This window comes from Microcoleus sp. AT3-A2 (assembly GCF_036705685.1).
Lineage (GTDB): Bacteria > Cyanobacteriota > Cyanobacteriia > Cyanobacteriales > Microcoleaceae > Microcoleus.
Genome location: NZ_JAUBVF010000035.1, coordinates 40,345 through 60,625, shown reverse-complemented (window position 1 = coordinate 60,625; position 20,281 = coordinate 40,345). Strand labels below are relative to the sequence as shown.

Annotated in this window: 17 protein-coding genes; 12 read left to right on the top strand and 5 right to left on the bottom strand. The window is 48.3% G+C overall.

Features of this window, described 5'->3' with window-relative positions:
- Positions 1-271: 271 nt before the first annotated feature.
- Positions 272-886: a pentapeptide repeat-containing protein gene (locus QUB37_RS19130; protein WP_333164939.1), complete on the bottom strand. Its 615-nt coding sequence runs from the start codon at positions 884-886 to the stop codon at positions 272-274.
- Between the two features lie 73 nt (positions 887-959).
- Here QUB37_RS19130 and QUB37_RS19125 point away from each other — a divergent pair, with 73 nt between their 5' ends.
- From QUB37_RS19125 to QUB37_RS19105, 5 genes are all read left to right on the top strand, one after another.
- Positions 960-2,393: a hypothetical protein gene (locus QUB37_RS19125; protein WP_333164937.1), complete on the top strand. Its 1,434-nt coding sequence runs from the start codon at positions 960-962 to the stop codon at positions 2,391-2,393.
- 397 nt (positions 2,394-2,790) lie between these two features.
- Complete coding sequence (locus QUB37_RS19120) at positions 2,791-4,374, top strand: chloride channel protein (RefSeq protein ID WP_333164934.1); 1,584 nt, start codon at positions 2,791-2,793, stop codon at positions 4,372-4,374.
- 62 nt (positions 4,375-4,436) lie between these two features.
- Complete coding sequence (locus QUB37_RS19115; protein WP_333164945.1) at positions 4,437-5,300, top strand: Rpn family recombination-promoting nuclease/putative transposase; 864 nt, start codon at positions 4,437-4,439, stop codon at positions 5,298-5,300.
- Between the two features lie 131 nt (positions 5,301-5,431).
- Positions 5,432-5,911, top strand: a complete 480-nt coding sequence (locus tag QUB37_RS19110) for a J domain-containing protein (RefSeq protein WP_333164933.1) — start codon at positions 5,432-5,434, stop codon at positions 5,909-5,911.
- Between the two features lie 90 nt (positions 5,912-6,001).
- Positions 6,002-6,274, top strand: coding sequence for a DUF3143 domain-containing protein (locus tag QUB37_RS19105; RefSeq protein ID WP_333039717.1), 273 nt, complete (start codon positions 6,002-6,004; stop codon positions 6,272-6,274).
- 138 nt (positions 6,275-6,412) lie between these two features.
- On the opposite strand, the gene QUB37_RS19100 is transcribed toward QUB37_RS19105, so the two are convergent.
- The 3 genes from QUB37_RS19100 to lysA form a co-directional block, all read right to left on the bottom strand.
- Positions 6,413-7,159, bottom strand: coding sequence for an isoprenyl transferase (locus QUB37_RS19100; protein WP_333164931.1), 747 nt, complete (start codon positions 7,157-7,159; stop codon positions 6,413-6,415).
- A 20-nt stretch (positions 7,160-7,179) separates the two neighbouring features.
- Complete coding sequence (gene cdaA / locus QUB37_RS19095; RefSeq protein ID WP_333164929.1) at positions 7,180-8,073, bottom strand: diadenylate cyclase CdaA; 894 nt, start codon at positions 8,071-8,073, stop codon at positions 7,180-7,182.
- Positions 8,074-8,303: 230 nt separating this feature from the next.
- On the bottom strand, positions 8,304-9,722 hold the full coding sequence (gene lysA, locus QUB37_RS19090) for a diaminopimelate decarboxylase (protein ID WP_333164926.1): 1,419 nt from the start codon (positions 9,720-9,722) through the stop codon (positions 8,304-8,306).
- Between the two features lie 158 nt (positions 9,723-9,880).
- Here lysA and rimI point away from each other — a divergent pair, with 158 nt between their 5' ends.
- The 4 genes from rimI (at position 9,881) to QUB37_RS19070 (ending at position 15,350) form a co-directional block, all read left to right on the top strand.
- Positions 9,881-10,522, top strand: coding sequence for a ribosomal protein S18-alanine N-acetyltransferase (gene rimI / locus QUB37_RS19085; protein ID WP_333164923.1), 642 nt, complete (start codon positions 9,881-9,883; stop codon positions 10,520-10,522).
- A 741-nt stretch (positions 10,523-11,263) separates the two neighbouring features.
- Positions 11,264-13,741 (top strand): ATP-dependent Clp protease ATP-binding subunit, encoded by a 2,478-nt coding sequence (locus QUB37_RS19080; RefSeq protein WP_006632591.1) that lies wholly within the window; start codon positions 11,264-11,266, stop codon positions 13,739-13,741.
- 397 nt (positions 13,742-14,138) lie between these two features.
- Positions 14,139-14,732, top strand: a complete 594-nt coding sequence (gene lepB / locus QUB37_RS19075) for a signal peptidase I (RefSeq protein WP_333164919.1) — start codon at positions 14,139-14,141, stop codon at positions 14,730-14,732.
- Positions 14,733-15,026: 294 nt separating this feature from the next.
- Positions 15,027-15,350, top strand: a complete 324-nt coding sequence (locus QUB37_RS19070; RefSeq protein WP_006632589.1) for a DUF1825 family protein — start codon at positions 15,027-15,029, stop codon at positions 15,348-15,350.
- A 91-nt stretch (positions 15,351-15,441) separates the two neighbouring features.
- Here QUB37_RS19070 and QUB37_RS19065 read toward each other — a convergent pair whose 3' ends face one another.
- Complete coding sequence (locus QUB37_RS19065; protein ID WP_333164917.1) at positions 15,442-17,361, bottom strand: transglycosylase domain-containing protein; 1,920 nt, start codon at positions 17,359-17,361, stop codon at positions 15,442-15,444.
- Between the two features lie 307 nt (positions 17,362-17,668).
- Between QUB37_RS19065 and tyrS the strand changes: the two genes are divergently transcribed.
- The 3 genes from tyrS to QUB37_RS19050 are packed head-to-tail and all read left to right on the top strand — an operon-like array spanning position 17,669 to position 20,273.
- Positions 17,669-18,901, top strand: coding sequence for a tyrosine--tRNA ligase (gene tyrS / locus QUB37_RS19060; RefSeq protein ID WP_333164943.1), 1,233 nt, complete (start codon positions 17,669-17,671; stop codon positions 18,899-18,901).
- A gap of 42 nt (positions 18,902-18,943) precedes the next feature.
- Complete coding sequence (gene pyrF / locus QUB37_RS19055) at positions 18,944-19,654, top strand: orotidine-5'-phosphate decarboxylase (protein WP_333164915.1); 711 nt, start codon at positions 18,944-18,946, stop codon at positions 19,652-19,654.
- 37 nt (positions 19,655-19,691) lie between these two features.
- Positions 19,692-20,273, top strand: a complete 582-nt coding sequence (locus QUB37_RS19050; RefSeq protein WP_333164913.1) for a hypothetical protein — start codon at positions 19,692-19,694, stop codon at positions 20,271-20,273.
- Positions 20,274-20,281 lie beyond the last annotated feature (8 nt).

The following is a 20,281-nucleotide window of genomic DNA, read 5'->3' as shown; positions in this document are numbered from 1 at the left end:
CACCTAAACGGGTCTCAGCTAACTATGTTATTCTACCATAAATATAGTCTGTGTACTTACGCCGAGCTGTACTAGCTATTAGAGTAGCGATCGCACCTCACACCTTCATCTCCTCACAAAATAACGGGAAATGAAGGTTACAGGCGCGATCGCTCTTTCTCCTGACTAATGCTAGTGACTGATGACTACTGACTAACGACTGCTTTCGGAGTCAACTATCAACTATCAACTGTCAACTGTCAACTGTCAACTGACAACTATCAACTGACTTTCATTCATGTCGCCTACCATCAGGCATCACCGCACCCTTTAAATTCGCCCCTGCCAAATTAGTATCCAACAGCAAAGCATTTCTCAGATTAGCACCCTTCAAATTAGCACTTTCCAGATTAGCCATCCACAGATTAGCCCCCTCCAAATTCGCCCCCTCCAAGTCCGCAGTTACCAAAAAAACACCTTTCATAAAAGCACCTGTTAAGTTAGCATTTATCAAATTACTTCCTCCCAAATAAGCATCCTCTACAAACGCCTTTTCTAGATTGCTTACCTCCAAAATTGCCCCAGCCAAATTGCTGCTTATCAGGTAAACCCCAGCCAAGTTTGCCTGTTTCAAGTTAGCATTTACCAAATGCACGCTCCACAAATTGGCATCTTTCAGGTTGGCTTTTTCTAAATTGACGCCTTCCAGAAAAATTTCGCTCAAATTCCCCCCGGAAAGATTGCAACCTTGACATTCCCTCGCTGTCAGCAATTGCCGGACTTGATGCTTGACTGACGAACGGTTCGCTGCGAAAATTATTAAACCTGTAGTTGCTAAGGCAATAATACTAAAAGTTGCCAGCCCGATCGCACTTACAATCTTCCTTTGTCCCGCGCCTCGAAACATCCGCTTGCAGTCCCTAAAAATATTTCGATAATGGTTCGTATGTATAACCTAGTTCCTTCCTTCCCCTGCCCCTATGAAAAAACCGTTAAAATTTAAATTCCTGACGATCGCACTTATTGTAAGCTTAGCAATAATCGGTGTCGGGTGCGATCGCCTTTTCACAAAACCCTTTCAACTTCCCGCCTCAGCCAAACAAGAACCCTGGCCAATTCAAACAGGCCTCCGAGCAGCCATCGTCCGCGAAAATATACCAACAGTCAACCGCGTAGTTTTAGTACCCGACGAAGCCACATTCTTAGCAGCCATCCAAAAATGGAATCTCAAAGGAAACTGGCCTATTCTCATCGAAGACAAAAAATATACACCGATGTTTGTGCAGCGCTTTCAACCCGAAGAAATAGTGCGTTTGCCAAGTATCAAACAGCAACTGCCAAAAAATCAAAAACTCCAGCAATTAATGCTGAACACCACAGCAGCCGCCTGGAATGCCACGGATACTCAAACCTTAAAAGCAAAATGGAAGCAACTCGGCTGGGAACCCCCAGGAGTAGTAATCACATCAGAAAATGACCCCGCACGCTCAGCAGCAGTTGCCTTAGCAGCCGCTCACGGCCAACCTTTAGTATTTCTAGAAGGCAACTTCGGAAAACCCAACGATACCCTCAATAACACACAGTGGAAAACTCTGCAACTAGCAGTTACAAAAGCCGTCGAATCAACCGGATTTTTTTATTCTCAACTCGCAGACCCGATCGACACAATAAGCATTGTACGCCAACTAGCAGTCAAATATCAATCTCCTGAAAAACCCGACGAACAACTAGCCGTTACTGACGGTTTGGGAAGACACCCCAACGGCGAACGCTGGGCGGCTGTCGGCTGGATTTACGGTTCCGAGGTGCGATCGATCTATCAAGCCATGTGTGCCATATTTCTCGACAGCCAAACAGCCATGCTTTATGACAGTTACCCCAAGGAAGGAAATTGGGCAAAATATGAAATGGAGGAAGCAGCTAGCGGACTAAAAAGCATAGGTTTAAATGTCGAAGTAGTGCAGAAACCAGAATCTAGCCTGGAAAAGTGGCGGAGTTTAGCCTCAAAACCGTGGACATTTGACTTAATATTAATGAATTCCAAAGGCTATCCAAAATCATTCCAAGTGGGCAATGGTGACGCTTCAGTTGAAGATATACCAAAACTTCAATTTCCTGCAGCAATCCACATGATCCACAGTTGGTCAGCAGCAGCGCCAGATGACACAAACACCGTTGCCGGAAGGTGGCTAGAGAATGGTGCTTACGCATATATTGGCAGCGTCAACGAACCTTTTTTATCGGCATTTATTCCACCTAAATTAATGGTCGATCGCCTAAAGCGAGGAGCACCCTTTTTAATCGCAGCACGCCAGCTAGAATCCCCTCCCTGGAAAGTCACCACCATCGGCGATCCGCTAATGTCTATCGCCAAACCCAGACCAAGAATCCCGCCCACTCAACAACCGATGTGATAGTATGCGCTCGCAAGGGATTTAAAATTGGAGATTTGAGATTTGTGCTTGTAAGGTAAAATCTCCAAGCGCCAATTCTTTAATTTGAAAGTTGTTTTTTACTGAGTTATATGATATTGCGAGTTCAGTGATGCGATCGACCTAACCACCAAAACTATAAATATAGTTAATTAGCATTATCGCCAGAGTATATCTAAGTTTAAATGTAACTGAGCATACAATCACGCCAAATCCGCCACTCCTCAGAATCAGTCATTCCACCCCAGCAGCTAGCCCAAAAAAATTACCCTAAAATACGCCTTAATTAAGTTGTCAATTGCCCTAAAATCACTCAAAATGAAAATAAGAAATAAATTGTAATATTTATCTAACTTCTCACAGAAGAATTAACCGCTAAATGAGAGCCATCCCTCCTGTGGATCTGCCGCCACCCGGCCCAACCGCAGCAACTCCCCAAGCCTCCCGCCTAAGCCCGCTATTCAACCGCCTGCACCCGAGCCCAGAAACCCTCCTGCTTATCCTCTCCCTAGTCATCGGGGGAGTTACGGGCGCAGGCGTCGTCACGTTTCACTACCTCATCCACTTCATCCACAGCTTGATGCTGGAAGACTTCATGGGGGCGATCGCCTCGAAAGGCTCTTGGACGCTAGCCTGCATTCCCACCTTCGGCGGAGTCATCATCGGGCTGATGCGGTGGCGGTTTCGGGATTTTGGCCCCAATATGTCTTCCTTAATTGCAGCCACCCGCGGGCTGCAAGAACTCTCCCCCCTCAAACCCATTACCAAAATGGTGGCAGCCTCAGTTTCCCTCGGCACCGGGGCCTCCCTCGGCCCGGAAGCCCCCAGCGTCGAAATCGGCGCTAACTTCGGAATGCTGCTGGCTCAAGTCTTACAGCTCTCCCCTGAACGGCAGCGCTTGCTCCTCGGCGCGGGAGCAGCAGCAGGTTTATCCGCCGGGTTTAACTCTCCCATCGCCGGAGTCTTCTTTGCCTTAGAAGTCGTGCTCGGCAGCACCTTCGCCACTTCGTCAGTCAGCGTTGTCTTGCTCTCCGCCGTAGTTTCCGCGCTCATCGCTCAAATCTGCTTGGGAGCTCAGCCGGCGTTTGCTTTGCCGATATACGATGTCCGCAGCCCCCTAGAACTGCCTCTGTACATGGGATTGGGACTTTTGGCGAGCGGAGTGTCTCTAGCTTACACAGAAGCAATTCAATTAGCCGAGGGCTGTTTTCAAGGAAAAGTCCGGGGATTTGCTTGGCTCGGACGACTGCCCCGGCCGCTTCACCCGATCATCGGCGGGGCCGGAGTCGGCTTAGTCGCCCTGCAATTTCCTCAAATTTTGGGTGTCGGCTACGAAACAGTCCAAGCAATGCTCCAAGATGTTAAATTTTCCTTGCCTTTGCTGTTGCTGCTGCTGTTTGTCAAACTGGCAATGACTGCAATCAGCCTCGGCAGCGGTTTAGTGGGCGGCATCTTCGCTCCGGCGATGTTTTTGGGAGCTTCCCTGGGTTCGGCTTACGGACTCTTTTTGGAAATGCTGCCGGCAATGAGCGATCGAGTCGCTGGCCCTGCCGCCTACGCAATGGTGGGAATGGCCGCCGTACTCGCCGGCAGCGCCAGAGCACCGCTGACAGCCATCCTGTTGATGTTTGAATTAACCCGCGATTATCGGATTGTCTTGCCTTTGATGGCAGCAGTCGGATTGAGCGTTTGGCTGGTGGAGTGGGTCAACCGCCGATCAACAGCCCACAGCCTCAACCTTCAGCAAATGGGCGTAGATGTGGCTGTCAATACACCGATTAAAGCCAGAGAACAGTTGCAAGATTGGGAAGATGTTCTGGGCGATCGCATCGTCACAGAGTTGATTTCTTGCCAACTTCCGATCGACGGCGAACACAGGGACGATGAGCCTGTGCTGGCGATCGCCAATGCACATTTGCCGGAAAATGTCAAACCCTTGCCTGAAACAAAATCAGCCGTTTGACCAATCTCAAATCCGGTTATTTCGCCACCAAACAGATCGCCTTAAAGCTAAATCTGACAACCATGATATTTATCAACCCTAAAACGGATTATGCCTTCAAAAAAATATTCGCTTCCTCAGAAAGCAAAGAGATTCTAATTAGCTTTCTCAACGCCTTGATTTATGAAGGAAATCCCACCATTCAAGACTTAGAAATTATCAACCAGAATCTGCCGAGGCAACTTGAAAGTTTAAAAGATACTTACCTCGATGTCACAGCCAAACTAGACGATGGCACTTTAGTCATTATTGAAATTCTAGTTCTCAACGTTCAATATTCTGGCAATCGGGTGTTGTACAATGCAGCCACAACCTACGCATTTCAATTGCAAAGAGGAGAAGGCTATCGAATGCTCAAGCCATTAATAGCTTTAACCATTACAGATTTTGAAATGTTTCGCAACAGCCCTAACTTAATTTCGAGATTTGTGTATAAAGAAGTTAAAAGCAATTTAAACTATCCCGAAGATGCCATGAATTTAGTCTTTATAGAATTACCTAAATTCCATAAAGAAGCAAGTCAACTAGAAACTTTGACAGATAAATGGATATATTTCATGAAATATGCCAGAATTCTCTCAGAAGTTCCCGAAACAATCGATAGCGTACCGGAAATCCACAAAGCATTCGATCTTGCCAATCAAGCCCGGTTAAGTCGGGAAGAAGTAGAAGTTTTGGAACGCAGGGAACAGTTTATTCACGATCAACAGGGGGTAATTATTAAAGCTGTTGAAGAAGCAAGACAGGCAGCAAGACAGGAAAGAATACGAAAAGAAACGCTAGCGATCGCCCGACAATTACTTTCACAGCTAGATAATGCCACGATCGCCCAAGTTACGGGGCTTAGCGTTGAAGATGTCCAAAATTTGCGATCGACCAATTCATAGTTTAAAGTGGGCGATCGTACCTTGAGCCGATCGCCCACCCTCAACCCCTCGACATCGCAGATAGTGGCGCTACCCTCAAATCTGCTCTAAAATAATCAAAAATTATAAACAACAAGCCCAGAGGCGCTGAGGTGACTCCTAACGAGGGAACGGCAAACAGCGAAAGTCAGAAAATACCCGGCAAAACCCCCTTGGGTTATAGTTACTACGGCTTGTTAGGGCTGCATCCTTCAGCCTCAGCGATCGAAATTCGGCGATCGTACCGGGAACTGAGCAAACTCTACCATCCCGATACCACCGACCTGCCACCCGCAGTCGCCACCGCCAAATTTCAGCAGCTCAACAACGCCTACGCCACCCTCAGCAACCCAGAACGTCGCCTCGCCTACGACCTCAAAATAGGCTATTCTCGCCTGAACGTGATTGCGCCACCCCCAGGCTTCAATACTCCGGTTTCGGGATCGGGCAAAAAAACTTCCAACTCCGCTTACCTAGATCCCACGGATCGACCTCTTTCCCCCGGAGAAATGTTCGCTCTGTTTATCATGGGAGCTAGCTTAATCGGATGTTTGGTACTGGCGATCGCGATCGGCTTAATTCGCGGCAATTAAAGCCTCAAATCCGACATCCCCAATCTAAAATCGGAAATCTCCAATCCGAGATCCCCAATCTAAAATCTAAAATCTAAAATCTAAAATCCCATGACTCTTCCTTCCGCTGACACTCCTTTGTACAACCATCCACTCCCGGAAATCGAGCAGTGGCTAAAAAGCCGCGGCTGCCAGCAAGATCGGCGAGAACTCCACTGCTGGCAGATCGAGCAACTTACATGGAAAGCAGAACTCTCCCTCGATATCGACCAACTCACCGTCCGCTACATCGATGCTGGAGCCGACGGCCAAGACATTCAGCGAGCATTCAAATACTCCCTCTCACGTCAGGACATTGAAGCGGCCGTTTTCTCCGGCCCCTAATTTGATTTTAGATTTTAGATTTTAGATTTTAGATTTGTCCTCCAATCTAAAATCTAAAATCGTTATGTTGAACAGGAGATGACCTACTTGGAAACTGAAAAATCAACCAAAAAATCTAAAATCCCAAATCCAAAATCGTTAGACTTTGCCAAATCGGCGGTTGCGTTGCTGATAAGTAGACAAAGCGCGGTGAAACTCCGATCGATCAAAATCCGGCCACAGCGTCTCAGTAATGTAAATTTCCGAATAAGCCATTTGCCATAGTAGAAAATTGCTCAACCGCATTTCCCCGCTCGTCCGGATCAGCAAATCCGGGTCACAAATATCAGCAGTATACAAATAGCGTTTAAATAAAACCTCATCAATCTCCTCCGGCTGCAACTTGCCCTCTTTCACCTGAGTGGCGATCGCCCGACAAGCTTGTACAATCTCCTGACGCCCCCCGTAATTTGTCGCCACCGTAAACAAAATGCCCTGATTATGCTGAGTGGCCGTCACAGAACGCTCGATTTCCGCCTGCAAAGACTTCGGCAAAGCCTGCAAATTCCCCATAAATTGAATTTGCACGTCCTCGTCCACCATCTCCCGCAATTCTTGCCGCAACTTTCCCTCAAACAAACTCATTAAAAAATCTACTTCCCCGGCCGGTCGCCCCCAATTCTCCGTCGAAAAAGCATAGGCCGTTAAAGCTGGAATCCCCCAATCTTTGCAGCAGCGCAGCAGTTCCTTCAGAGTGCTAGCTCCTCGGCGGTGCCCCGCAATCCGCGGCAACCCCTTCTTCTTCGCCCAGCGCCCGTTCCCGTCCATAATCACTGCTATGTGCTTAGGCAGTAGTTCCTGTTGCAGATCCTCCGGCAACTTTTCCAAGCAAATTCCTTGACTCATGGTTTCTCCCGATTACCCGACTAACGGCGCAGTATCCGTTTTAATAGCGTCACTCCCTTCAATCCTATCTGGCGTCCGAGATTGCCGATCGGAATTGGAGCCACAACTCTTTCTCCCTCGGACGGGAACAGCTTTGCTTCCAGCAATTCCTTAAGTTTGTTGCTAGTCAAAGGTCGATTTAAAAGTCCCATCTGGGCTAAAGAAATAGAACCCGTTTCCTCGGACACCACCACGCACACGCAAGCTTGCACCCGTTCCGTAATCCCCATTGCCGCCCGATGGCGGGTTCCCAACTGCCGCGACGCAGTGCGATCGGACAAAGGCAAAATTACCCCCGCCGACACGATCCGCGAACCTCGAATCAAAACAGCTCCGTCGTGCAGCAAAGTTTGCGGCTGAAAGATAGTCTGCAACAATTCTTTAGAAACTTCAGCATTTAGCTTTAATCCCGGCACAGAAAAATCCCGATCGTCGATCGGAGAATCTGTTTCTATAATTAGTAAAGCGCCCGTGCGGTTTTGCGAAAGTTCTTTTACGGCGTCCACAATTTCATCTATTACGCTGTCCGGTTCGGGAGTTGGTCGGCGATCGCGTCCAAACAATTGCCGAAATTCCCCCCGACCCAATTGTTCCAGAAATCGGCGAAACTCCGACTGCAATATTACCGCCATTGCCACAGCCGAACCAGTCACCAAGCTGTTGAGGGCAACGTGCAACAGCCTCAATCCAGCCCAGTTGCTCAGCGCCGCCGCCAGCATCAAAATAATAAATCCCCGTACCATCCACAGCGTTCTGCGCTCGCCAACAATGACGAGCACCAAATACGCAAGGGCAAAAACCAGTCCAATATCGATCCCTTGAATCAATAAGGACTGAACCAGGGCCAAGTCAAAGCCAGATTGTTGATTGTTCATGGTTCATCGAACGCTACCGCCTGTGAACCGCGAACCGTGATGCACTCGAACCCATGAACCATGAACAGTTGTTATAAGGAATATGCTGAAAATCCCCGTGTTTTTAGATCGGGAAGTGTCAATCCAATCGTGTGACTGAACAAGGCAAAAGTTAAAAGTGAAAAAACAATCATCACTAAGTAAACATGGATTGTTTTTCTTTTAACTTTTAACTTTTAACTTCTAAGTTTTTACTTTGGAGCTCCGAGTCGTTCAGGAAGGCGGTCAAGCCTCAGCAAATCCTGGTAAGTTTCCCGCTGTATAATCGTGTTAACTTCCCCATTTCTCACTAAAACCGCGGCCGGTCGGGGTACTCGGTTGTAGTTAGAAGCCATACTGTAATTGTATGCCCCTGTGGCCGTAACCGCGAGGACATCTCCGGCATGACACTCTGGCAATTTGGCATCTTTAATCAGAACATCGCCTGACTCGCAGTGTTTCCCAGCAATTGTCACTGTTTCCGTTAAGGCAGCAGACATTTTACCGGCTGCGAGAACTCGATAAACTGATTGGTAGGTAATTGGACGCGGATTGTCCGACATACCTCCATCCACAGCTAAATAAGTCCGCATTCCCGGAATGACTTTTTGAGAGCCAACGGTGTAAGCAGTGACACAGGCTGTACCGACGAGCGATCGACCCGGTTCGCAAAGCAATTTTGGTAATGGCAATTGCTGCCGCTCGCAAGCTGCTACCACTGCGGAGCAAATTGTACGAGCCCAATCTTCAATGCTAGGAGGATCGTCCGCTTCAGTATAGCGAATGCCTAACCCACCGCCAATATTAATTTCTGTTGCTGGCAAACCATAACTCTGTGCTTTTGTCAAGGCCTGAACAATGACTTCGGCTAAATCGTCATGGGGTTGCAGTTCAAAAATCTGAGAGCCGATGTGAGCGTGCACTCCGACGCAAAATAAGGACGGGTGTTGGCTGATGAATTTAAATACTCGATCGAGTGAGTTGGGATCAAAGCCAAATTTACTGTCGATTTGACCCGTCTGAATGTACTCGTGGGTGTGACACTCAATTCCCGGAGTAAACCGCACCATAACTCGTGTCGGCCCACCTGTGAGGCTGCGGACACCCAATTCTCCCAACTCTGCTAGAGTCTCTAAATCCCGCCAATTGTCGGCTACGGTAATGCAGCCGTTTTCGACAGCTAGCTGGAGTTCCTCGCGGGACTTGTTGTTACCGTGGAAGTAGATTTTGTCGGGGCCCACGCCGGCTTGCAGTGCAGTGTAGATTTCTCCGGCGGATACGACATCTATCCCTAAACCTTCGGAAGCTGCGATCGCGCAAACTGCCAAACAACTCCAAGCTTTAGAAGCATAGAGCACTTGAGATTCGCCCGGATAGTAACGCTTAAAAGCATCCCGGTACTGGGTGCAAGCCGCCCGCAGCGTTTCTTCGTCTAAAATATACAACGGCGAGCCAAATTGCTCCACCAAAGCTGTCACCTCGCAGCCTCCGATTTCCAACCGATCGCTGCTGTTAACACTGGCTGTCAGCGGTAACAGTTCTTGATTTGGCGATCGAGTTTGCAGGGCTTGTTGAGACTCAGACAGATACTTAAGTCCCGATTCCACCCCGAAAGATTGAGTTGATACCATCGCGCAATAACTATCCTAGGTTATTAGTCAGCAGTCATTAATCAGCAGTCAGCAGTCGGCAGTCATTAATCAGCAGTCATTGGTCGTTGGCAGTAGACTAATGTCTGGAGACTTGTGAGTCATGACTCAAAACTAGCAACAAACAGCTAATCGCTACTGTGTTTTCCAGTGTACAATTTACAGCCGTGCGTTTTCTACAAATTAAACATCTCGCCGCAGAACACCTCAACAGTGCAGTCGAACTCGATCGGCTCTGTTTTGGCGGACTTTGGACTTTAGAAGGCTATGGGCGTGAGTTAGGCAGTCCTAACAGCGATTTACTGGGTTTGTGGGCATCGGAAACCGAGGTCGGCGAATCAGCTCAAAACCTCGCGCGCACGGGGGCACCGCCCCTACAGATTCCCCCAACCCTGATCGGTTTGGGCTGCCTGTGGGCAATTTTAGAAGAAGCTCATATTACAATTTTGGCAATTCATCCTCGCTTTCAAGGTCAGGGTTTAGGACAAGCTCTGCTTTGGGTTTTACTAAACAAGGCTCACTATAGACAATTAGAACGGGCAACTTTAGAAGTGCGGGAGTCTAATTTAGCCGCCGTCTCACTGTACAAAAAATTTGGTTTTAAAGAGGCAGGGCGGCGGAAAAGGTACTACGAAGACACCCGAGAAGATGCTCTGGTAATGTGGCGCAGTGGCCTAGAGAAACCAGAATTTCAGCAATATTTGGCGGTTGAAAAAGTGCAAATTTGCGATCGACTGCATCAGAAAAACTGGCATTTGGCGATCGATATTTTTGAGTTTTAAATGTAATTTATTGAGTCTTTTACTTGCATTGACCAATAATGGGTCACTCAATATAAATTTAGTCCAAAATCCTCATAGGCAATCAACTTCAGCATGGGAAGAAACCTCTGCCTGCATGATCGTACTTACCGCTTTGCTTCGCGCTCGTTTGAACCGTGCAGAGTATAGTTTGAGCCAAACCCCTCGGAGTGTAGCAACACTCACTAATTGCTCAGGATCGATCGCACAACTGACAACAGGAAGAATAACCAAATCTTCAACGGATCTGAGACAAAATTTTAGATAAAAAAAGCCCAGCTCGCTCTTTCCCTCGCAAACCAAAAGATTCTTGAGATGGACAACAGCTTAAGAGCGAGTTTAGGGGATCGATCGTGCATCAAACTAATAAGTTTTGTGCAAAACCCGGCCTGTACTTCGAGAATTATCACTTTTGCACCTACATGACAGCCAAAAAGATTATGCTAGAATCCATCAATACGCAGTCGTAGGTTGGGCACGGGCCGAGAAGAGCAATCTTCTTGCAGTCTAGGGGAGGTTGTAGGTCAGCCACCATTTGGGTCTTCCCAGTTGAAAGCCACCCTGCAACATGAGCCTGGAATCTGCAACCGCAGCCGAGTGCGGCAGATAGGTTGGGAGTGTCGCGCTAGAATAAGCAGTACGAGTTAACACTCGAACACAAACGCTCGTTGTGCGAGCGTGACCTCGAAACGGGCACATAGCAGCAGGTGATGGGAATAAATCATGTTTGAACGCTTCACAGAAAAAGCAATAAAAGTAATCATGTTGGCCCAGGAAGAAGCTCGCCGCCTGGGTCACAACTTCGTAGGGACAGAACAGATCCTCCTGGGTCTGATCGGTGAAGGAACCGGGGTTGCAGCGAAAGTCCTCAAATCAATGGGCGTCAACCTGAAAGACGCTCGGATTGAGGTGGAAAAAATTATCGGGCGCGGTTCCGGCTTCGTAGCAGTCGAAATTCCGTTCACTCCCCGCGCCAAGCGGGTTCTAGAACTATCCCTAGAAGAAGCTCGCCAACTCGGACACAACTATATAGGTACTGAACACCTGCTGCTCGGTCTGATCCGCGAAGGTGAAGGAGTAGCGGCCAGAGTCTTAGAAAACCTGGGAGTAGACTTGTCGAAAGTCCGCACCCAAGTGATTCGGATGCTGGGAGAAACCGCAGAAGTCGCAGCCACTGGCGGCGGCGCCCGCACCAAAACCCCAACCCTCGATGAATTCGGCGCCAACCTCACTCAAATGGCGGTCGATGGCAAACTAGACCCAGTAGTCGGACGCCAAAAAGAAATCGAACGGGTAATTCAAATCCTCGGTCGCCGCACCAAAAATAACCCGGTGCTAATCGGCGAACCCGGAGTCGGTAAAACCGCCATCGCCGAAGGTCTCGCCCAGCGCATTGCTAACAACGATATCCCAGATATCCTTGAAGAAAAGCGCGTCGTTACCCTCGACATCGGCTTGCTGGTTGCCGGTACCAAATACCGGGGCGAATTTGAAGAACGCCTCAAAAAAATCATGGACGAAATCCGCACAGCGGGTAACGTGATTTTGGTGATTGACGAAGTTCACACCTTGATCGGTGCAGGTGCGGCTGAAGGGGCGATCGACGCGGCGAACATTCTCAAGCCGGCTTTGGCTAGAGGCGAGCTCCAGTGTATCGGTGCTACGACCCTCGACGAGTACCGCAAGCACATCGAGCGCGATGCAGCCCTAGAACGGCGCTTCCAGCCCGTGATGGTCGGCGAACCCACCGTTGACGAGACGATCGAGATTCTCTTCGGCTTGCGAGAACGCTACGAACAGCACCACAAGCTGAAAATCTTGGACACGGCCTTGGAAGCTGCAGCCAAACTCTCACATCGGTACATCTCCGATCGCTTCCTCCCAGACAAAGCAATTGACTTGGTAGACGAAGCTGGTTCTAGAGTTCGCCTGATCAACTCCCAACTGCCCCCCGCAGCCAAAGAACTTGACAAAGAACTGCGCCAAGTCCTCAAAGATAAAGACGAAGCGGTGCGTTCTCAAGACTTTGACAAAGCCGGCGAATTGCGCGATCGGGAAATGACCATCAAAGCCGAAATTCGCGCTATTTCCCAAGCCAAAAAAACCGACTCGGCCCGCACCGGCGAAACCGACCCATCGCCAGTTGTCACCGAAGAAGATATCGCTCAAATCGTGGCAAGCTGGACGGGCGTACCGGTCAACAAACTGACCGAATCCGAATCCGAAAAGCTGCTGCACATGGAAGATACCTTGCACCAGCGCTTGATCGGCCAGGAAGAAGCAGTGAAAGCCGTTTCCCGCGCCATCCGCCGCGCCCGCGTCGGTTTGAAAAATCCGAATCGCCCGATCGCCAGTTTCATCTTCTCCGGGCCCACAGGCGTCGGCAAAACCGAACTCACCAAAGCCCTAGCAGGCTACTTCTTCGGTTCCGAAGATGCGATGATTCGGCTGGATATGTCGGAGTACATGGAACGGCACACCGTCTCCAAACTCATCGGTTCTCCTCCAGGCTACGTCGGCTACAACGAAGGCGGTCAACTCACAGAAGCAGTCCGCCGCCGTCCTTACACCGTCGTGCTGTTCGACGAAATCGAAAAAGCCCACCCCGATGTCTTCAATATGCTGTTGCAAATATTGGAAGACGGTCGCTTAACAGATGCCAAAGGTCGCACCGTGGACTTCAAAAACACGCTGCTGATTATGACCTCAAACATCGGTTCTAAGGTGATTGAAAAAGGCGGCGGTGGCCTCGGCTTCGAGTTCAGCGACAACCAAGCCGATGCTAATTACAACCGCATTCGTTCTTTGGTTAACGAAGAACTCAAAAACTACTTCCGCCCTGAATTCCTCAACCGACTCGACGAAATTATCGTCTTCCGTCAGTTGAACAAGGAAGAAGTCAAGGAAATCGCGGTCATCATGCTCAAAGAAGTGTTCGGTCGTTTGACAGAACAGGGAATCACCCTGGAAGTGACCGAAAAATTCAAAGAACGGTTGGTAGAAGAAGGCTACAACCCCAGCTACGGAGCTCGACCCCTGCGCCGCGCCATTATGCGCTTGTTGGAAGACAGCTTGGCTGAGGAAATCCTTTCTGGCCGCATCAAAGACGGCGACACCGCTGTTGTGGATGTGGGCGAGGACGGAATTGTTAAGGTGCTGCAAGGTCAAAAGCGGGAATTGCTGCCCCAAGGCGCTGAGTAAGTTTGAGTAAGTGCGATCGCGAGTTAAGTTGGGAAATAACCAATCTCGCGATCGCAAAAAACTCAAAAACCTCACATAAAAAAGGTAGAGAATTTAAATTCTCTGCCTTTTTTATGAGTTAATATCAAGAGTAGACTTATTGCATAAATCTTTGATTGATAGGGAAACCGTAGATGCAACGCAGAAGCATTTGTAGATTTTTTGCCAATGCCTGCACTTCAAGTCTAGTAATTAACAGCAACCTTCTTCAAGGGTAAGCTAATCAGCATTTAAATTGTATATTTGGGGCGGGTTCGCGTGCCCAGCTCGCTCATTGTTGAATTATTTATTGAGATGCAATTTAAATGCTGATGAGCTTAATCAGATAATTAGTGGCAACTATATAGCGAGGATTTTCATGACATCTGAAAAAAATAATTTGGGTACAAAAGTAGCAGAAAATCCGCCTGAAAGCTGGTGGCAGAAAGCGTGGAAGTCGCAGCGAGAAAATCTTCAGATAGTGATTATTGCTTTGAGTTTAGCAATAGTGATTCGAGCGTTGGTCGCCGAACCGCGCTACATACCCTCAGATTCTATGGTACCAACTCTGCACGTGGGCGATCGCGTCGTAGTCGAAAAAATTTCCTACTACCTCGAACCTCCAAAAACTGGCGACATCGTAGTATTTGCTCCTCCCGAAAAGTTGCAAGAAGAAGGCTTTACCCAAGACCAAGCATTCATCAAGCGGATAATTGGCTTACCGGGTCAAACCGTCGCCGTTAAAAAAGGTTTAGTTTATCTCAACGACAAACCCCTCGTCGAAAAATATATTGCCGAACCTCCTAAGTACCAGTGGGGGCCTTACCGCGTCCCAGACAATGAATACTTTGTGATGGGAGACAACCGCAACAACAGCAACGACTCCAGCAGGTGGGGATTTTTACCTAAGCAGAATATCATCGGCCGCGCTGTAGTGCGGTTTTGGCCTCTAGAACGCATCGGGGAAGTTTGAAGAAGTCATTAGTCATTAGTCATCAGTCATTAGTTATTGGTTATTGGTTGGTTGTTAGTTTTAATAACCAATAACCAATGCTTTTAGGGCCCGATGCCCGATGCCCGATGCCCGATGCCCGATGCCGAATGTCCAATGCCCAATGCCCATGCCTTATCCTGTACGGAAATTTCTACTTATTCTTGCGCCTTAAGGGGTAGGGACTTCCTCCGGCAACTGATAAAATAGTAGAAAAAGCAGCGGGATTTCTCGCCTAGATCAAAATTAGTAGAATATTAAAAAATTAGGAAAGCTATGGGATTTTTTGATTCAGAAATTGTTCAGCAAGAAGCCAAGCTGTTGTTTGAAGACTATCAATCTCTCATCAAACTAGGCGGGAATTACGGCAAATTCGATCGCGAAGGCAAGAAAATGTTCATCGCTCAGATGGAATCAATGATGGAGCGCTACCGTATTTTTATGAAGCGCTTCGAGCTGTCTGAAGACTTCATGGCTCAGATGACTGTAGAGCAGTTAAAAACACAGCTCAATCAATTTGGCATCACGCCCCAGCAGATGTTTGAGCAAATGAACTCAACGCTGGAGCGGATGAAATCTGAGCTGGAAAAACAATCCTAGTGTCAGAAAGAAGAAGGAAGAAGGAAGAGGGAAGAAGGAAGAAAAAGAAAGTATTCCCAATGCCCAATGCCCAATGCCCAATGACTGATAATTAAGGCCGCTCAAAAGATGAAGCAGGTTTGAAACTTTCTGCGGGAACTCCCTGCAAAGCTTGGCTCATAAAATCGCGCCAAACAGGGGCGACAATCCCACCGCCAGTAGCACCGTAGCTCATCGGTCTGTAATTGTCGTTGCCCATCCAAACAGCCACCGACAACTGCGGCACGTAACCCACAAACCAGATATCCCGTTCTGAGGAAGTTGTACCAGTTTTCCCAGCAGCCGGCCGCCCAAGTTGAGCCGCCCTTGCTGTTCCGCTGCTAATTACCCCTTGCAGGGCGCTGTTGACAGATGCCGCCGCCCAGGAATTGAGAACTAATTTGGGTTTGGGCGTATTGTCGAGCAAGACGTTGCCACTGCTGTCAGTGACTTGCACGATAAATGTGGTGTCAGAATGCCAGCCGTTGTTGGCGAAGGTAGCAAAAGCTCCGGCCATTTCTAAAGGAGTGAGGTCAACGGCACCCAAGGGCAAAGAAATCACCGGTTCCATCGGACTTCTGATGCCGAGCACGCGGCAAATCTCAATCACTTTATTCAATCCGACTTCTTGACCAAGCTTGACGGCGGGAATATTTAGAGATACTTCCAAAGCTCTGCGGATGCTGACGGCACCGGAGAAGCCACCGCCGTAGTTTTGAGGGTAGTAATAGCCGTCGCCGTCCCGGTAGCCGACAGGGGAGTCGTAGACAACTGAATCCGGGGTGTATTTGCCACTAGCAAAGGCAGCGTAGTAGACAAAAGGCTTAAAAGAAGATCCGGGCTGACGGCGTGCTTGAATGGCGCGGTTGAACTGACTCTTTTCGTAATCGACGCCGCCAACCATTGCTTTGACGAAGTGGGTGCGGGGATCGACGGCGGCTAGGGCAATTTGACCTTCCTCGCGATCGTAAAAAAGGCCTTGGTAGTAAAGCCGATTGTGCCACGCTTTGACGGTTTCTTCGGCTATGCGCTGCATTTTGAGGTCGATCGTGGTTTGAACGCGCATTCCTCCCTTAACCACGGCATCTCGCCCAAAACGCCTTGTCAGTTCCTGAACTACGGCTTGTGTTACGTAAGGAACTTGAGATCCTCCAAAAGAGGTAATTTTGCCTAGCTTAATTTTTTCCTGGCGGGCAGCAGTCTCTTGGGCAGGCGTAATCCATTTAAGATCCTTCATGCGGCCTAAAACGATTGTTTGCCGCTCTTTTGCCAACTTGTAATTGACGAAAGGACTGTATTCTTCGGGGGCAGAAATTAAGCCGGCCAGCATCGCTGCTTCTGCAAGAGTCAAATTGCTTGCTGACTTGTTGAAATAGCTTCGAGAGGCTGTCTCTACGCCGTACAAGTTGTGACCTAAGTAGATTTGATTCAGGTATAGTTGCAGAATTTGGTCTTTGTTGAGAATTTGCTCCAAGCGGATAGACATTACCGCTTCAGCTACCTTGCGACTAAATTTTGACTGGGGAGAAAGAAATAGGTTTTTGACTAGCTGCATAGTCATAGTCGAGCCACCTTCAACGGTTCTACCTTTCTCTAGGTTGACTATTAGAGCGCGGGCTATCCCACCAGGGTTGATGCCTTTGTGGGTGAAAAAGTTGCTATCTTCGATCGCCAGAACAGCTCGTTTCAGGTTCGGGGAGATTTGGTCAAGGGGTACGACATCCCGGTTGGCTTCGTCGTGGATGCTGGCTAGCGGCTTGCCGTTGATGTCGTAAATGTGGGTAGTTTCTGTGGGAGAGTAGGTTTGCAAGATCCGAACATCTGGCAAATTGCGGAAGCTGATCGCTAAGCCAACCAGTCCACCAGCGACTACGGAACTGGCAAGCATTGTTATGCTGAGTATGGTTCCGGCGGTCACTTTACTGACTGACTGAACAAACTCAAATACGGGGGCTGAGTTTTCCGTGTTATTGCGGACTGCGTTGGTTGACACGTGGATTTCACTTCCTCACTCGATTTGGTGTTTAAGACTTTTAATTTTAGATGCGAACCCTAGAGACTGTCAGTCGATTTTAGATTTTAGATTTTAGATTTTAGATTTATTCCACAGATGAATCTGGGAGTTTGAACAAGAGTCTAAAATTTGGGGATCTCCACGACTGTTGTCGGGGGCTGGTATCCGTTTTTGGGCGGGGTCAGCTAATGAAAGCCGGTCAGCTTTCGGATTATAGTAGCGTGATAGTTATGTTTTTATGCGTCAACCAGTGAGTGTAACTAATTCTGCTGCACTTTGGCAAAATATGATGGACGATCGCTCCCCGATGATAACTCCTAACCTTTCAGCGCTTTACCGCGGCGTCAGCGAGATTTTTCCAGATCGACCTGATTCTAGCAACCCTGACGAAAATTTAGCCCAACTGCTGGCAAAAGTCGATCGACCCTTGCGCGTCAAACTGGGAATTGACCCGACAGGGAGTGACATTCACTTGGGACACAGCATTTGCGTCCGCAAGCTGCGGGCTTTTCAGGATGCCGGTCACACAGCCATACTGCTGATCGGAGATTTTACCGCCAGAATTGGCGATCCGACAGGGAAGTCGGAGATGCGTAGCCAGTTGACGGCCGAACAAGTGGCGGAAAATGCCAAGACTTATTTAGACCAAGTGCGTCCGATTCTAGATTTTGACACGCCCGGGCGTTTGGAAATTCGCTATAACTCCGAGTGGTTGTCGAAATTGGACTTGGCGAAGATTTTGGAACTGCTGAAGACGATGACGGTGCAGCAGATGCTCGCTAAAGAGGGATTTGATAACAGGATGCAGCAGGAGAATGCGATTTATCTGCATGAGTTTCTGTATCCAGTAATGCAGGGTTACGATTCGGTGGCTTTGGAAGCGGATGTGGAGTTGGGGGGAACCGACCAAAAGTTTAATATTGCGGTGGGAAGAGATTTGCAGCGGCATTTTGGGATGAAACCGCAGTTTGGTTTGCTGATGCCGATTTTAATCGGGACTGACGGCGTACAGAAGATGTCGAAGTCTTTGGGCAATTATGTGGGTTTGTCGGAAGACCCGCTGACGATGTATTCTAAGTTGGAGAAAATTGCTGATAGTTCGATCGCCCAGTATTTTGAACTATTGACAGATTTGCCACTTGATGAAGTGCCCGAAAATCCGCGAGAAAAACAGAAACTTTTGGCTTTGGATGTGGTGCGCCAGTATCGCGGTTCGGAAGCGGCCGATCGCGCACAACAAGATGCAATGGCGCTGGTTAAAGGTGCTGCAGGACAAGCTGATGCTGTGGCGGAGTTTTCTTTGGCAAGTGTGCAGTTTCCGGCTAAGTTGTTTTATATTCTGAGTGCTAGCGGGCTTTGTAAAAGCAGCGGTGATGCCAGGAAGTTGATGCAGGGCGGCGGGGTGAAGTTGGAGGGCGATCGGGTTTCTGATGTTAACCTTAGTTTTGAATCACCGGCTGATTTAGGCGGTAAGGTTTTGCAGGTTGGGAAGAATAAGTTTGTGCGATTGGTGTCTTGAATCTCTTTTTTAACCGCAGATGAATACTGAAGATGAACGCTGATGAACGCTGATAATCGAATTATTGTTGCTTTGGATGTTTCGAGTCAAGAAGAGGCGATCGCACTTCTTGACAAACTGCCGCAAGTATCTTTCTGGAAAGTGGGTTTGGAACTGTTTGTGAGTTCCGGGCCGGGGATTTTGGAAATTTTAAAACAGCGGGAAAAGCGGATTTTTCTCGATTTGAAGTTTCACGATATCCCGAATACTGTGGCTGGTGCTTGTCGGGCTGCTGCTAAGTACAATGTGGATTTATTGACTATCCATTCTACTTGCGGTAAAGATGCTTTGAAAGCGGCACAGTTGGCTTTGACTGAAGGGGCGGCGACTGTGGATAAACCGAGTCCTAAGTTGATTGCAATTACGCTGTTAACGAGTTTGAATTCCAGACAGTTGGCTTTTGAGTTGAAAATACCTTTGGAGTTGCCGGAATTTGCTTTGCACATGGCATTGTTGGCTAAGGAAACGGGTTTAGCTGGTGCTGTTTGTTCTCCGCAAGAAGTGGAACAGTTAAGAATGAGTTGCGGGGATGATTTTCTGTTAGTTTGTCCCGGTGTGCGTCCGAAATGGGCTGATGGAGGCGATCAAAAGCGATCGATGACTCCGAAGGCGGCTTTGAAAGCTGGTGCGGATTATCTGGTGATTGGGCGGCCAATTACTGCTTCGGACGATCCGGTGGCGGCTTTTGCGCGTATTTGTGAAGAGATTGAATAACAATATGAATGTTGTTTTTTACCGCCGATGAACGCCGATGAACGCCAATAGAATTTTATCTGCGTTCATCTGTGTTTATCTGCTGATATCTGCGGTTGCAACCCCGACTTTGGCAGTTAATTTTGTGACAAATCATGCTAACAGTATAAATGCCAGTCGGTATGGTTTGTTAGCGCGATCGCCCTGTCCCGCTGATTTAGAAACTTTGGTCGATCGCCTGTTGCAAGATTTGCCGAGTTATGCTAATCGTGTAATTGTGCGATCGCACTTTTCTCCTAACACTAATACACCGCCCGGTTACGCGCTGCCGCAAATAATTTTAGCGGGTCGCCCGGAGTTTGAACCGTTACCTTTAAATTTTGAAGATGCACTTCCTGAAAATGCTAGTCAAGTTTTCATTACTACTTTGGAACGGCAGTATCGCGGGGAAAAAGCAGTCGAGATTGAGCAATATCATTGGTTATTTTTCACTGAAACTGAGAACGGCTGGGAGTTGGCAAAAATCGTTTCTCGGTTTGGTACTGGGGCAGAGATTCGTCCTTTATTAGGTCAAGATAGTGAAAGCGAAATTGCTGAGGCTATTCGTTTGTGGTTGCGCGATTGTCGTGCAAAGCCATAAATTTCGCT